Origin of the sequence: Aminobacter sp. Y103A (genome assembly GCF_030294925.1) — a bacterium.
In the GTDB taxonomy this organism is placed as follows: Bacteria; Pseudomonadota; Alphaproteobacteria; order Rhizobiales; family Rhizobiaceae; genus Aminobacter; species Aminobacter ciceronei.
Genome location: NZ_AP017986.1, coordinates 4,460,038 through 4,475,382 on the forward strand (window position 1 = coordinate 4,460,038; position 15,345 = coordinate 4,475,382).

The following is a 15,345-nucleotide window of genomic DNA, read 5'->3' on the forward strand; positions in this document are numbered from 1 at the left end:
ATATCCCCTGGCGAGCATGTCGGTTCCCTCCGCCTGACCATGCGGAGGTCGATGTCTGCCGGGCCGGTCTTCTGGCTCGAGTTCAACCCGTCTGCGGCGCCTTCCCGTTGGATGAACAGTGGCCTCTGCCGATACGGTCCCTCTTACAGCGTTGGGCACGCCACGGATTTGCACCGTGTTCCCGATTCTCCCGCATCGCTGCGGGCACCTGGCAGGGTATTTCTAGCGGCAGCAGCGGCCGAAAGCCATCGCACCGTGCGTCCAATCCTGACGCACAGGCGACATGTGGCTTATTTGCCCAGCTTGATCTCGCCGAGCAGCCCTTCGATGACGCCGGCCATGCTCCTGCTGAGATCGGAGCGCGACAAGGCAAAGGCAACGTTGGCTTCGACGAAACCTTCCGGCGAGCCGCAGTCGAAGGTGCGGCCGCGATAATGATAGCCGTAGAAGGACTGCATCTTCTCGAGCTTGAGCATGGCGTCGGTCAGCTGGATCTCGTCGCCAGCGCCACGCTCCTGGCTTGCCAGGATCTTGAAAATCTCCGGCTGCAGAATGTAGCGGCCATTGATGAACAGGTTCGAGGGTGCCGTGCCCTGCTTGGGCTTTTCCACCATGCCCTCGATCTCGAAGCCGGTGTGAACCGACTTGCCCTTGCCGACGATGCCGTATTTGTGCGCCTCGGCCGGGTCGCATTCCTGGACGGCGATGATGTTGTTGCCGGTTTCGGCATAGAGCTCGACCATCTCGCGCATGCAGCTCTTTTCCGACTGCATGATCATGTCGGGCAACAGCAGCGCGAAGGGCTCGTCGCCGACCAGCTCGCGCGCACACCACACTGCGTGGCCAAGGCCGAGCGGTACCTGCTGTCGCGTGAACGAGGTCTGGCCCGGGGCCGGCTGCAACCGCTGCAGGCGCTCCAGTTGCTCGGTCTTGCCGCGCTGGGCCAGCGTATCATAAAGTTCGAACTGGACGTCGAAATGGTCTTCGATGACCGCCTTGTTGCGGCCGGTGACAAAGATGAAATGTTCGATGCCCGCTTCGCGCGCCTCGTCGACCACGTACTGGATCACAGGGCGATCGACCACAGTCAGCATTTCCTTGGGGATAGACTTGGTGGCAGGCAGAAAACGCGTGCCAAGGCCCGCGACCGGAAAAACTGCCTTGCGAACTCTTTTCATTGCGTGGTCGTCCGATAGAGGGATGTATCGGACGCCAACTTTGCCACGCCCGAATTGATGAATACTGAATGCGTTCACATATTCAGCGACAGCGGGCAAGACCATTGATCACGCGATCTTGATTGTCCGAACAGCTAGGTGGACAATCCCTCAACCCGCTTTTCGTTCCCCAACGGGTCTATGGTAAACTGATTGATAACCGGCATCGGCGATGAATCGTGTTTCTGATCTCTCCAAGGAGGAAAGAATGCCCCTTCGCAAGACCGCCAAAGGCCTCCTGAGCGCCGCTGCCCTTTCGCTGGCATTGATGCTTCCGGCCGGCCCGGCGGCCGCCGAAGCCGGTTTCCAGCGCTGGGTGGCGAGCTTCCGCTCCGTCGCCGCAGACAACGGGATTTCCGGTTCGACCTATGACCGCGCCTTTCGTGGCGTGACCTCGGCCGACCCCGAAGTACTTGAAAAGGCCCGCTTTCAGCCCGAATTCACCGCGCCCGTCTGGGACTATTTCGACAATCGCGTCCATGACCAGTCAATTGCTGTCGGTCGCGAGATGGCGCGCAAGTGGAAACCTTGGCTCGACCGCATCGAGGCCAAGTATGGCGTCGACCGCTACATCCTGCTCGCCATCTGGTCGATGGAATCGAACTACGGCGAGATTCTCAAGAACGACAAGGTGATGCGCAATGTCGTGCGCTCGCTGGCGACGCTCGCCTATGGCGACCAGCGCCGGGCGAAGTTCGCCCGCACCCAGCTGATCGCGGCGCTGAAAATCCTGCAGCGCGGCGACATCGACGAAAGTCACCTCGTCGGCTCCTGGGCCGGCGCGATGGGCCACACCCAGTTCATCCCGACCAGCTACCAGGCCTACGCGGTCGATGCCGACGGCAATGGCAAGCGCGACATCTGGAACTCCGTGCCCGACGCGCTCGCCACCGCAGCCAACCTTCTGAAGAAGAACGGCTGGCAGGCCGGTAAGACCTGGGGTTACGAAGTGGTGCTGCCCGAGGGTCAGAAGTTCCCGACGGGATCGCTGACGCTCGACAAATGGGCATCGCTCGGCATCGAACGCGCCAACGGCAAGGCCTTCAAGCGCGGCTCCGACGTTGCCACCCTCAAGGTGCCGGACGGCCGCGGCGGACCGGCCTTCCTGATGACCAAGAATTTCTCGGTCATCAAGCGCTACAACAACGCCGACAAATACGCGCTCGCCGTCGGCCTTCTTGCCGACGAGATCGCCGGCTATGGTGGCCTGGTGCAGGACTGGAAGCGGCCGTTCACCAAGCTCAGCTTCGAGGAAAAGCAGGAGTTGCAGAAGCGCCTGTCGGCGCATGGCTATTACGACGGCAAGAGCGACGGCAAGATCGGCGAAGGTTCGCGCTCGGCCATCAAGGCATTTCAGGCACAGCTGGGCTTGACGCCGGACGGTCATCCGAGCATGGAAGTGCTGAAGTTCCTGCGGCGTAACTAGCAACCGGAGGCTGTATTGGCATTCACGCGTCGTCCGCGGTTTTCGCTGTTGCGCCTGACGACGCCACTGGTCGCGGTGGCGGTCGCCTTGACCGCCATTTCGTCGACAATGCCGACGCCGGCCGTGGCGCAGGAAGGCATTCTGCGCAAATGGTCCCTGCGCGACCTGTTCATGCCGCGCCGCGAACCGCGCGTCGATCCCTTCATCATTGACGAGCCACAGCCGCGCAAGAAGATCCGCAAGACGCCACGCAAGCCAAAGGCAACCGCCGGCAATGTCGGCAGAGCTGCCGATCCGGCCGTTCCGGTGGTCGAAAAGCTGGCTGACGCGCGTGTCGTGCTGGTCATCGGCGACTTCCTCGGCGGCGGCATTGCCGAGGGGCTGGGCACGGTCTTTGCCGAGAATGCCAAGATCAGGGTCATCGACAAGACCAACGGCTCGTCGGGCCTCGTCCGCGAGGACTATTACAACTGGCCCGAGAAAGCCAAGGCGCTGATCGAGCAGGAAAAGCCTGCCGCCGTCATCATCATGATGGGCTCTAACGACCGCCAGCAGATGCGGGTCGCCGACACCCGCGAGCCACCGATGAGCGCCGCCTGGACCAAGGAGTACACGGCGCGCGCGGACAAGCTGGCCAAGGCCATCGCCGACACCAAGGTGCCGTTCCTGTGGGTCGGCATGCCCGCCTTCAAGTCGTCGAAGATGAACACCGACATGCTCGCCTTCAACGACATCTACCGTGCTGCAACGGAAGCCGCAGGCAGCGAATTCGTCGATGTCTGGGACGGCTTCGTCGACGAGGCCGGCGCCTTCGTCACCAGCGGCCCCGACATCAACGGCCAGCCGGTGCGCCTGCGCGCCGACGACGGCATCAACGTCACCCGCGCCGGCAAACGCAAGCTCGCCTTCTTCGCCGAAAAGCCGCTGAACAAGCTGCTCGGCATCACGCCTCAAGGTACCGAAACCGTCGTGCCGGCAAGCCTGCCGCAGGCGACGCCCGGCGAACTCAATGTGCCTGTCAACATCGACCGGACGGTGCCGGTCTCGCTCTCCGATCCGGAACTCGACGGTGGCACGGAGCTTCTCGGCGGCCAGACGGCTGCCACGTCCGACCCGCGTTCTCCAGGCGAAAAGCTTGCCGTGCAAGGCATCGCCCCCGCAGCACCTGCCGGCCGCATCGACGACTTCTCCTGGCCGCCAAAGCCGCTGCCTGCAGCGCAAGGAACCGAAACGACGACCGCCATCATCAGGCGCTAAGGTTGTCGACCGGAAACGAAAAAGGCGCCTCGCGGCGCCTTCAGACTGCTGACAAACCCCTGGCGAGAGTTGGGGGGTTGTGATTCAGTGGGTGATGTTGAAGCGAGCCGGCCCTGAACAAACCGCACTTGAGATCGTCACGCTCGATCAACTGGTTCCAGTTGATCACCTTCTGCGCAAGATCGATGGTGTTATCGATTTCTCGTTCATCCACGATCTGACAGCGCCGCTTTACTGCGCCGACAATGGTCGCCCGCCACTTGATCCGACTTTGATGTTCAAGGCGCTGTTCATCGGCTACCTGTTCGGGGTGCGCTCGGAGCGGCAATTGGTGCGAGAGATCGAGGTCAATGTCGCCTACCGGTGGTTCCTGCGGCTGAAGCTGACGGACAAGGTGTTCGACGCCTCGACATTGTCGCAGAACCGACGCCGGCGTTACCAGGACGAGACGATCGCGCAGGCGATCTTCGACCGCATTGTCGAGCAGGCGATCGGGGCAGGCTTGGTCGACGGCACGGTGCTCTACACCGACAGCACGCACCTGAAGGCCAATGCCAACAAGGGCAAGTACGACCTTGCCATGGTCGCCAAGTCGCGTGCCGACTACTGGGGCGAGCTCGACCGGGCGATCGATGCCGAACGGGCGTTGCACGCCAGAAGGCGCTGAAGGAGCAGGAGCGGCAGCCTGCGGTGAAAGAGACGAAGGTCTCGCGCACCGATCCTGAGGCAGGCTATATGGTGCGCGAGGGCAAGCCGAAGGGCTTCTTTTATCTCGATCACCGCACGGTGGATGGCGGCTTCGGCATCATCACCGACACGTTTGCCACGCCGGCCAACGTGCATGACTCGATCGTCTATCTCGACCGGCTCGACCGCCAGGTGGAGCGTTTCGGCTTCGACGTCACGGCGGCGGGGCTGGATGCCGGCTATGCCACGCCAGGCATCGCCAAGGGCCTGGAGGACAGGAACATCCACGGTGTCGTCGGCTATCGCAACCCGCCCCGGCCAAAGCCTGGCAAGATGAGGAAGGGCGCTTTCGTCCATGAGCCGGACCTTGACGGCTATCGTTGCCCGCAGGGCCAGTTGCTCACTTACGCCACCACCGATCGCGGCGGTTATCGCCACTACAGGAGCGACCCGACGATCTGCCGCAACTGTCCGCTGCTGGCGTCTTGCACATCAAACGCCAAGGCCGAGCGCACCATCACGCGCCATGTCTGGCAGGATGTCCGCGAGCGGGTCGATGCCAACCGCTTAACCGCATGGGGCAAGGCGATCTATCGACGCCGCAAGGAGACGGTCGAGCGATCCTTCGCCGATGCCAAGCAGCTCTTCGGCCATCGCTATGCCCGCTTCCGAGGGCGAACACGCGTCGCCTGCCAGTGCCTGATCGCAGCCGCCGCCCAGAACATGAAAAAGATCGCAATCAGCCTCTGGCCAAAGCCAAAACCAAGCCTCGCATGAGGCCAAAGCCGGCTCGCAACGGCACTGGCATCTGCTCCCCGACATCAATCCAAAAGCTCAATCAACCCACAAAACAAAACCCCGCCGAAATTCGACGGGGTTTGTCAGCAGTCTGAAGGCGCCTCGCGGCGCCTTTTTTGTTTGCTTGGTTCCGGCCAGCTTAACGCGGCAGGACGCTCGACCCCATCAGGTCGGCATCTATCGAATGCGCGGCCTGGCGGCCTTCGCGGATCGCCCAGACAACAAGCGACTGGCCGCGGCGCACGTCGCCGGCGACATAGAGCTTGTCCACATTGGTCTTGTAGTCGCGGTCGTTGGCGGCAACATTGGTCGAACGGCGGCTGTCGGTGGTGATCTCGAGCTTGCCCTCGAGTTCCTTGACCATACCGTCGGCGAGCGGCCCGGCGAAGCCGATGGCGATGAAGGCGAGATCAGCGCGGATGACGAACTCGGTGCCCGGGATCGGCTTGCGCTTGTCGTCGACTTCGCAGCACTTCACGCCGGTCAGCTGGCCTTCCTCGCCGATGAACTCCAGCGTCGCCACCTGGAACTCGCGCTGCGCGCCTTCGGCCTGCGAGGACGAGGTGCGCATCTTGGTCGCCCAATAGGGCCACACGGCGAGCTTGTTCTCGCGCTCCGGTGGCTGCGGACGGATGTCGAGCTGGGTAACGCGCACGGCCCCCTGGCGGAATGCGGTGCCGACGCAGTCGGACGCCGTATCGCCACCGCCGACGACGACGACATGCAGGCCACCAGCGACGATCGGTTCCGACTGCCAGGCAACCGACTGGATGTCTTCGCCGCCGACGCGCTTGTTCTGCTGGACGAGGTAAGGCATCGCGTCATGCACGCCCTTAAGGTCGTCGCCGGGAATGCCCGCCGGACGCGGCGTTTCGGAGCCGCCGCAGTAAAGCACGGCATCATATTCGGCCAGGAGCTCGGTCACCGGCTTGTCGACGCCGACATTGACGCCGCAATGGAACGTCACGCCTTCGCCCGTCATCTGCTCGACACGACGGTCGATATAGTGCTTCTCCATCTTGAAATCAGGAATGCCGAAACGCAGCAGGCCGCCGGGACGGCTCTCGCGCTCATAGACATGCACGTCGTGGCCGGCGCGGCCGAGTTGCTGCGCCGCTGCCATGCCGGCAGGGCCGGAACCAATGACAGCGATCTTCTTGCCGGTCTTCTTCTCCGGCGGATAAGGCCTGATGTAACCGGTCTCGTAAGCCTTGTCGGCGATCGCCTGCTCGACGGTCTTGATGGCGACAGGAATGTCCTCGAGGTTCAGCGTACAGGCTTCCTCGCAAGGTGCCGGGCAGATGCGACCGGTGAATTCGGGGAAGTTGTTGGTCGAATGCAGGTTGCGGATCGCGTTGTCCCAATCGCCATTGTAGACGAGGTCGTTCCAGTCCGGGATCTGGTTGTGCACCGGACAGCCCGTCGGGCCATGGCAGAACGGAATGCCGCAATCCATGCAGCGCGCAGCCTGCTTTTCGACTTCCTTGTTCGACATCGGCAGCGTGAATTCGCGGAAGTGCCGGATGCGGTCGGAAGCCGGCTGGTACTTGTGCACCTGCCGGTCAATTTCGAGAAAACCTGTAACCTTGCCCATCGTAACTCTCGTCAGTCATGCCCAGCACCTCGGCGCGGGCTTAGAATTCCACCACTTCAAATGAAGCATGCGATGGCAGGCGCCCTGTTCGGGCGCCGCCGGAAGATCGTCACGGCTTACTCCGCCGCGACGCCCATCCTCATGCGCTCCATCTCGATCAGTGCGCGGCGGTACTCCACCGGCATGACTTTGCGGAATTTGGGTCGGTAGCTCGCCCAGTCGTCCAGGATCTGCTTGGCACGGGTCGAACCGGTGTAGTGCATATGGTTCGAGATCAGCTGAACCAGGCGCTCCTCGTCATGGCGTGTCATGTCGCCCGAGACGTCGACACGGCCCTTATGGGCGATGTCGCCACCGTGATGGTGCAGCTTCTCCAGCATGTCGTCCTCTTCAGGGACCGGCTCGAGCTCGACCATCGCCATGTTGCAGCGCTCGGCGAAATCGCCTTCCTCATCGAGGACATAGGCGACGCCGCCCGACATGCCGGCTGCGAAGTTGCGGCCGGTCTTGCCGATGACCACCACCACGCCGCCCGTCATGTATTCGCAGCCATGGTCACCCACGCCTTCGACGACGGTAACGGCGCCCGAGTTGCGGACGGCGAAACGTTCGCCGGCGACACCGCGGAAGTAGCACTCGCCTTCGGTCGCACCGTAAAGCACGGTGTTGCCGACAATGATTGAATCCTCGGCAACGATCCGGGCGTCATCCGACGGGCGGATGACGATGCGGCCGCCGGACAGGCCCTTGCCGACATAGTCGTTGCCGTCGCCGACCAGCTCGAACGAGATACCGCGTGCCAGGAAGGCACCGAAGGACTGTCCGGCGGTCCCGGTCAGCTTCACCGAGATGGTGTCCTCGCGCAGGCCCTTGTGCCGGAAGCGCTTGGCGACCTCACCCGACAGCATCGCACCGGCTGAGCGGTCGACGTTGCGGATGGTTGCCTCGATCTTCACCGGCTGGCGCGTTTCGAGCGCCGCCTTCGCCTCGGCGATCAGCTTGCGGTCGAGAACGTCGTCGATCGGATGCTTCTGGCGCTCGGTCCAGTGGACGGCTTCGCGCGGCGCATCGGGCTTGTAGAACACCTTGGAGAAGTCGAGGCCACGCGACTTCCAGTGGTTGATCAGCTCACGCTTTTCCAGCAGGTCGGCGTCACCGATGATCTGATCGAGGTGGGTGTAACCCATTTCGGCCAGCAGCTCGCGCACCTCTTCAGCGACGTAGAAGAAGTAGTTGATGACGTGCTCGGGCGTGCCCTTGAAGCGCTTGCGCAGCACCGGATCCTGGGTGGCGACGCCAACCGGGCAGGTGTTGAGATGGCACTTGCGCATCATGATGCAGCCCGCCGCGATCAGCGGCGCGGTCGAGAAGCCAAACTCGTCGGCGCCCAGCAGAGCGCCGACGACGACGTCGCGGCCGGTACGCAGGCCGCCGTCGACCTGGAGCGCGACACGCGAACGCAGGCCGTTCAGCACCAGCGTCTGATGCGTCTCGGCGAGGCCCATTTCCCATGGGCTGCCGGCATGCTTGAGCGAGGTCAGCGGCGATGCACCGGTGCCGCCGTCATAGCCTGATATCGTGATGTGGTCGGCGCGCGCCTTGGCGACACCTGCCGCAACCGTGCCGACGCCCACTTCCGACACCAGCTTGACCGACACGTCGGCTGCCGGGTTGACGTTCTTCAGGTCGTAGATCAGCTGCGCCAGATCTTCGATCGAATAGATGTCATGGTGCGGCGGCGGCGAAATCAGGCCGACACCTTGGGTCGAGTGGCGGGTCTTGGCGATCGTCGCGTCGACCTTGTGACCAGGCAACTGGCCGCCCTCGCCGGGCTTGGCACCCTGCGCCACCTTGATCTGCATCATGTCGGAGTTGACGAGATACTCCGTCGTCACGCCGAAGCGGCCGGAAGCCACCTGCTTGATCGCCGAACGCTCGGGGTTCACGCCGCCACCGGGCAGCGGCAGGTAGCGGTCGGGCTCCTCGCCGCCCTCGCCGGTGTTCGACTTGCCGCCGATCTTGTTCATCGCAACGGCAAGCGTGCTGTGCGCCTCGCGGCTGATCGAGCCGAAGGACATGGCACCGGTCGAGAAACGCTTGACGATCTCGGCCGCCGGCATGACGTCGTCGAGCGCGGCCTTCTTGCGCCCGCTCTCCTCGGCCAGCTTGATGCGGAACATGCCGCGGATCTGCTGGGCACGTGCTGTTTCGCTGTCGATCTGGGCGGAGAACTCCTTGAAGGTCGCCCACGAGCCCGAACGCACGGCGTGCTGCAGCGAGGCAACCGCGTCAGGCGTCCACACATGGGCTTCGCCGCGCATGCGATACATGTACTCGCCGCCGACTTCGAGCGCATTGCGCAGAACCGGGTCTTCGCCGAAGGCCGATTCGTGACGGCTGACGGTCTCGGTCGCCACCTCTTCCAGCCCGACGCCTTCGATGTTGGTCGCCGTGCCGGTGAAGTACTTCTCCACGAAGTCGGTCTTCAGCCCGATGGCGTCGAAGATCTGCGCGCCGCAATAGGACTGGTAGGTGGAGATGCCCATCTTGGACATCACCTTGAGGATGCCCTTGCCGATCGACTTGATGTAGCGGCCGACGACCTCCGAGCCATCCACTTCAGGCGGGAACTCGCCCCGCTTGTGCATGTCGGTCAGCGTGTCGAAGGCCAGATACGGGTTGATCGCCTCCGCGCCGTAGCCGGCAAGGCAGCAGAAGTGATGCACCTCGCGCGGCTCGCCCGATTCGACGACAAGGCCGACCGAGGTGCGCAGGCCCTTGCGAACCAGGTGATGGTGCACGGCCGCCGTCGCCAGCAGCGACGGGATGGCGATGCGGTCCGGACCAAGCTGGCGATCGGACAGGATGATGATGTTGTAGCGGCCCGCGACCGCCGCCTCGGCGCGCTCGCACAGACGCTCGATCGCACCCTGCATGCCGGCAGCACCTTCCGATGCGGCATAGGTGACGTCGATGGTCTTGGTGTCGAAGCTTTCCTCGGTGTGGCCGATGGAGCGGATCTTCTCCAGGTCGGCGTTGGTGAGGATCGGCTGACGCACTTCCAGACGCTTGCGGCGCGACGTGCCGACGAGGTCGAGAATGTTCGGGCGTGGACCGATGAACGAGACCAGGCTCATCACCAGCTCCTCGCGGATCGGATCGATCGGCGGGTTGGTGACCTGGGCGAAGTTCTGCTTGAAGTAGGTGTAGAGCAGCTTCGACTTGTCCGACATCGCCGAGATCGGCGTGTCGGTGCCCATCGAGCCGACTGCTTCCTGGCCCGTCGTCGCCATCGGCGACATCAGGAGCTTGGTGTCTTCCTGGCTGTAGCCGAAGGCCTGCTGGCGATCGAGCAGCGAGACGTCCTTGCGCAGCGCACGCGGTTCGACCGGCTTCAGTTCCTCGAGGATCAGCTGGGTGTTGGACAGCCACTTCGTGTAGGGGTGCTTGGTCGCGATCTCGGACTTGATCTCCTCGTCCGAGATGATGCGGCCCTTGACCAGGTCGATGAGCAGCATCTTGCCGGGCTGCAGACGCCACTTCTTGATGATTCTCTTTTCATCAACCGGCAGCACGCCGGCTTCGGACGCCAGGATGACCCGATCGTCGTCGGTGACCATGTAGCGGGCGGGACGCAAGCCGTTGCGGTCGAGCGTGGCACCGATCTGGCGGCCGTCGGTGAAGCACACCGCAGCCGGACCGTCCCACGGCTCCATCAGGGCCGCGTGATATTCGTAAAAGGCCTTGCGGTCGGCATCCATCGACTTGTTGCCGGCCCAGGCTTCCGGGATCAGCATCATCATGGCATGCGCCAGCGTATAGCCGCCCTGGAACAGGAACTCGAGCGCGTTGTCGAAGCACGCCGTATCCGACTGCCCCTCATAGGAGATCGGCCAGAGCTTGGAGATGTTGTTGCCGAACAACTCGCTGTCGACCGAGGCCTGGCGCGCCGCCATCCAGTTGTTGTTGCCGCGCACCGTATTGATTTCGCCGTTGTGGGCGACCATGCGGTAGGGGTGCGCCAGCTTCCATGACGGGAACGTGTTGGTCGAGAAGCGCTGGTGGACGAGGATCAGCGCCGTCTCGAAGCGCGGATCGGAAAGGTCCTTGTAATAAGCGCCGACCTGGAAGGCCAGGAACATGCCCTTGTAGACGATGGTGCGCGCTGACAGCGACACGCAATAGGCGCCGATGTCCTTGTTGTTGTGCTCGGCATAGATGCGGCCGGAAATGACCTTGCGCAGCAAATAGAGGCGCGCCTCATACTCCTCATCGTCGTCGACTTCGGGCGTGCGCCCGATGAACACCTGGCAATGGAACGGCTCGGAAGCAGCGATATCAGGTGCCTTCGACAAAGAGGCGTTGTCGACCGGCACATCGCGGAAGCCGATCAGCGGCAAACCTTCCGACTGCGCCGACTCGCGGATGATGTCCATGACATGTTCGCGCGTCGCAGCATCCTGCGGCATGAACCAGTGGCCGACGCCATACTGGCCGGGTGCCGGCAGATCGATGTCCTGCTTGGCCATCTCCTCGCGGAAGAACCGGTCGGGGATCTGCACCAGGACACCGGCGCCATCGCCCATCAGCGGATCGGCGCCGACGGCGCCGCGATGCGTCAGGTTTTCGAGCATGAACAGACCGTCCTTGACGATCTGGTGCGACTTGATGCCCTTCATCTGGGCGATGAAACCGACGCCGCAGGCGTCATGTTCGTTGCGCGGATCGTAGAGGCCATGCGCTGCATAGCCGGTGGTGGTTCGGAGATGATCGGTTTTATTGTTGGCCGCTTTCGTCTGCGCGGCCGGCACAAAACCCGTCGTCACAGATGGCGTCAACTCCGTCATCGTCTATCTCCATTCCAGCCCGATCCGGGCAGTTTGCCTTGGGACGGCAGTATGCCGATCCGTTCACCTTCAGATATGCTCGATATGCAGCGGCCCAGCGCCGTTCGTCGGCGCTAAACCGCAGTCGGGACAGACGTGAACGGATTGCTCCGACCTCAGCCCTGACCCTAGCCCGCAGCGGAAGCCGGACGCAGCGTCATCATACGCCAAATCCGGTTCGTATTGGGCAGATAAATAAGACAGCACTGCTGTCCTAAATTTTGTATGACAGAATTCTTGAATACGCACAAGACCGATTCACGAATTTTCCGCCTCTGCAAAGACCGAAAATTACGTCAAACCGTCGCATGGCGTAATTTTTGAACACCCGGTCAAAACAGCACTTTTCCTGCCTCAATCGATTTCTGGACCCCGCACTTGCCGAAGATCGGCAAATCCGGTCTAGCTCGCGCCTACCCCCTGCCACGCAGTCTCCCGCAGCCATATTACGGACCGACGAAAATGTTCTTCGCATCAGACAATTGGGCCGGCGCTCACCCCAAGATTTCCGAGAGACTGCATGCCAGTGCTGCGGGCTTCAGCCGCGCCTATGGCGACGGCGAGCTCGACAAGGCCGTCTATGCACGGTTCTCCGAAGTTTTCGAGCGCGAGGTGGCGGTGTTCTTCGTCGCCACAGGCACCGCAGCTAATTCGCTTTCGCTCGCCGCATACGGCAAGCCCGGTGGCATTTCCTTTGCCCACCGCGAGGCGCACATTCTCGAGGATGAATGCGGCGCGCCTGAGTATTTTTCTCATGGTTCGCGGCTCTACCCGGTCGATGGAACGCTCGGGCGCATGGACATCGGCAATCTCGAGCGAGCGATCGGCCGCTACGCCTCCGAAAACGTCCACGGCGGACGCCCGGCGGCGATTTCCATCACCCAGGCGACCGAGGTCGGCACCATCTATCGTCTCGACCATATCGCGGCCGTCTCCGCCGTCGCCCGCAAGCATGCGCTGCCGCTGCACATGGATGGCGCCCGCTTTGCCAATGCGCTGGTGTCTCTCGACGTCTCGCCGGCGGAAATGACCTGGAAACGCGGCGTCGACATCATCTCCTTCGGCGGCACCAAGAACGGCTGCTGGTGCGCCGAGGCGATCGTCATGTTCGATCTCGACCGTGCCAGGGAAATGGCCTTCCTGCGCAAGCGTTCGGCCCAGCTGTTCTCCAAAGCGCGTTTCATCTCGGCGCAATTCGACGCCTATTTCGACGGCGGCCTGTGGCTGGAAACGGCGCGTCACGCCAATGCGATGTCGGCGAGTCTTGCCCAGGCTTTCGAAAGCTCGGCCGTTGCGCGCCTCGGCTGGCAGCCTGAGGCCAACGAGGTCTTCGCCATCATCAGGAAGGATGTTGCCGAAAAGGCCCAGGCGGCAGGTGCCGCCTTCTACACCTGGCCGACCCCGACGTCGCTCGCCGGGCAGATCAGCGATGACGAGGCGCTCTATCGCTTCGTCACCTCCTTCGCCACCACCTCAGACGACATCGGCCGGTTCAGCGAACTGCTGCGTTAGGCGCAGTTACGGATAGCGGACAACAAAAAAGGCGGCGCTGGAGGCGCCGCCTTTGCTGCTTGGGAGGAGCAGTCTTAGTTGACCGTGTTGGCCTCGATCTGCTTGGCCTTCGCTGGAGCAGCGGAGATCTCGATCTTGCGAGGCTTGTGCTCTTCAGGAATGTTGCGCTTGAGATCGATGTGAAGCAGGCCGTTCTTGAGGGTCGCGCCGACGACCTCGACATGGTCGGCAAGCTGGAAGCGCCGCTCGAAGGCACGCGAGGCGATGCCGCGATAGAGCAGCTCCGAACCTTCGCCGGCGCTTTCATTGGCGCGCTCGCCCTTGACCGTCAGCACATTGCGATGGGCTTCAATCGAAATCTCGGTTTCCGAGAAGCCTGCGACCGCCATGCTGATGCGGTAGGCGTCCTCGCCGGTGCGCTCGATGTTGTAGGGCGGATAGGTGGTGCCGCCGTCAGGCTGGCCAAGGCCATCAAGCATGTTGAACAGACGGTCGAAGCCGACAGTCGAGCGGTGGAGCGAGGAAAAATCAACGTGACGCATGGGTGTTCTCCAGTGAGCAACAAGGTTTGCGCATGACCTGTGCCGAAACCCATTCTGGCGTCCCGGCGGTGATCAGCGGCCCCGATATTGGGCGCCGCAGGAGACATTTGGGGGGCGCCCAAAGCCATTTCAAGACATCTTTGCGAGAGCTTTTTCACCGCCGCCAGGATGAACCGAAGATGAACCGCCCCTTCGGTATCCGTTCAGGTCGGCCGGCCTAGAGTGCACCCAAGTTCAAGAACAGGCGGCACCACATAATGCCGCCGACGAAGCCGAACCGGGTTGCAACGTCCCTTCCTCCCGGAACGACAGAGGCCGAAGGCAACCCGCAAGCTGCCTTCGGCCTCATTCGATTCCGATTGGCGTTTCCGCTTCGCACGGATTTCCTTTGATTTTCTCGGTGCGGCTTTCTATCACCCTCGTATCGCCAGATCCCACGGCAGCGAGTGCCAAGCCGAGCGCTGATGACGGACTTGTTCCACGAAATCCCCGGCAATCCGGTACCCGAGCGGGCAACCGTCGGCCACTTCAACGCACATGACAGCAAGCAGTTGCGTTATGGCCTGTTTCCCGCGACTTCGCACCCGTTCAAGGGCACGGTGATTCTGCTGCCGGGCCGCAACGAGTGTATCGAGAAGTATTTCGAGACCATTCGCGATTTGTCAGTACGCGGCCATGCCGTCGCCACCTTCGACTGGCGTGGCCAGGGTGCATCCGAGCGGCTGCTGCGCGACCGTCACCGCGGCCACGTCAAGACATTCGACCACTATGTCAGGGATCTCGAGGCCTTCTTCGAGCAGATCGTCTTGCCCGACTGCCGCGGCCCATTCTTCATCCTTGCCCATTCAAGCGGTGCCTTGATCGCCCTTCTCGCCGCACCGGCGATGATCAACCGCGTTCAGCGCATGGTGCTGGTGGCGCCGTTCCTGTCGGTCGTCGGCGCGCCGTTCTCGATGTCAGCTATCAGGCGCATCACGACGCTGCTGTGCTGGATCGGCCTCGGCAGGCTCTACGCCGCCTGGGGCCCGCGGCCGCGCGAAGGCACGCCCTTTGCTGTCAACAAGCTGACCAGCGACGAACGTCGCTATCGCCGCAACATCCTGCTCTACGAGACCTATCCCGAACTCTCCGTCGGCGGGCCGACGATCGCCTGGCTGCGGGCGGCTGCGACGGCCTCGGAAACCGTGCGCGACCCAGCCTTCATGGCCTCGCTCAAGGTGCCGATGCTGATTGTCACGGCCGGGGCCGACCAGGTGGTCTCGACGCGCGACGTCGAGCAATATGTCCACGGATGCCGTGTCGCCTCAATGCTGACCATCGATGGCGCCCGCCACGAGATCCTGCAAGAAGTCGACATCTACCGCGAGCAACTGCTCGCGGCGTTCAGCGCTTTCGTGCCGGGAACGCCTGTGACGGTCGAATAGGC

General features: G+C 62.7%; 9 protein-coding genes and 1 riboswitch. Of the genes, 5 read left to right on the top strand and 4 right to left on the bottom strand.

Annotated elements, in window-relative coordinates:
- Positions 1-44: 44 nt before the first annotated feature.
- A riboswitch (cobalamin riboswitch) is annotated at positions 45-227 on the bottom strand.
- 63 nt (positions 228-290) lie between these two features.
- Complete coding sequence (gene galU / locus Amn_RS21890) at positions 291-1,178, bottom strand: UTP--glucose-1-phosphate uridylyltransferase GalU (RefSeq protein WP_263006234.1); 888 nt, start codon at positions 1,176-1,178, stop codon at positions 291-293.
- 247 nt (positions 1,179-1,425) lie between these two features.
- On the opposite strand from galU, the gene Amn_RS21895 reads away from it, so the two are divergent.
- From Amn_RS21895 to Amn_RS21905, 3 genes are all read left to right on the top strand, one after another.
- A complete protein-coding gene (locus tag Amn_RS21895) occupies positions 1,426-2,643 on the top strand; it encodes a lytic murein transglycosylase (protein ID WP_154387497.1) in 1,218 nt (405 codons plus the stop codon).
- A gap of 15 nt (positions 2,644-2,658) precedes the next feature.
- Positions 2,659-3,900 (top strand): SGNH/GDSL hydrolase family protein, encoded by a 1,242-nt coding sequence (locus Amn_RS21900; protein ID WP_286291836.1) that lies wholly within the window; start codon positions 2,659-2,661, stop codon positions 3,898-3,900.
- A 94-nt stretch (positions 3,901-3,994) separates the two neighbouring features.
- Positions 3,995-5,364, top strand: a protein-coding gene (locus Amn_RS21905; RefSeq protein ID WP_185910139.1) for an IS1182 family transposase whose coding sequence is annotated in 2 segments (ribosomal slippage) — positions 3,995-4,553 and positions 4,553-5,364 — 1,371 coding nt in all. Because the reading frame shifts where the segments join, the coding sequence is not laid out codon by codon here.
- Positions 5,365-5,524: 160 nt separating this feature from the next.
- On the opposite strand, the gene Amn_RS21910 is transcribed toward Amn_RS21905, so the two are convergent.
- Both Amn_RS21910 and gltB read right to left on the bottom strand, forming a co-directional pair.
- On the bottom strand, positions 5,525-6,979 hold the full coding sequence (locus tag Amn_RS21910; protein WP_067958344.1) for a glutamate synthase subunit beta: 1,455 nt from the start codon (positions 6,977-6,979) through the stop codon (positions 5,525-5,527).
- Between the two features lie 116 nt (positions 6,980-7,095).
- Positions 7,096-11,826 carry a glutamate synthase large subunit gene (gene gltB, locus Amn_RS21915; protein ID WP_067958341.1) on the bottom strand — a complete coding sequence of 1,577 codons (4,731 nt, stop codon included), beginning with the start codon at positions 11,824-11,826 and terminating at the stop codon, positions 7,096-7,098.
- A 501-nt stretch (positions 11,827-12,327) separates the two neighbouring features.
- Here gltB and Amn_RS21920 point away from each other — a divergent pair.
- Entirely contained in the window at positions 12,328-13,377 is a 1,050-nt protein-coding gene (locus Amn_RS21920) for a threonine aldolase family protein (protein WP_154386972.1), read from the top strand.
- A gap of 74 nt (positions 13,378-13,451) precedes the next feature.
- Here Amn_RS21920 and Amn_RS21925 read toward each other — a convergent pair whose 3' ends face one another.
- A complete protein-coding gene (locus Amn_RS21925) occupies positions 13,452-13,919 on the bottom strand; it encodes an Hsp20 family protein (protein WP_154386971.1) in 468 nt (155 codons plus the stop codon).
- A 464-nt stretch (positions 13,920-14,383) separates the two neighbouring features.
- Between Amn_RS21925 and Amn_RS21930 the strand changes: the two genes are divergently transcribed.
- Positions 14,384-15,343, top strand: a complete 960-nt coding sequence (locus Amn_RS21930) for an alpha/beta fold hydrolase (protein ID WP_286291846.1) — start codon at positions 14,384-14,386, stop codon at positions 15,341-15,343.
- The last annotated feature ends 2 nt before the right edge of the window (positions 15,344-15,345 follow it).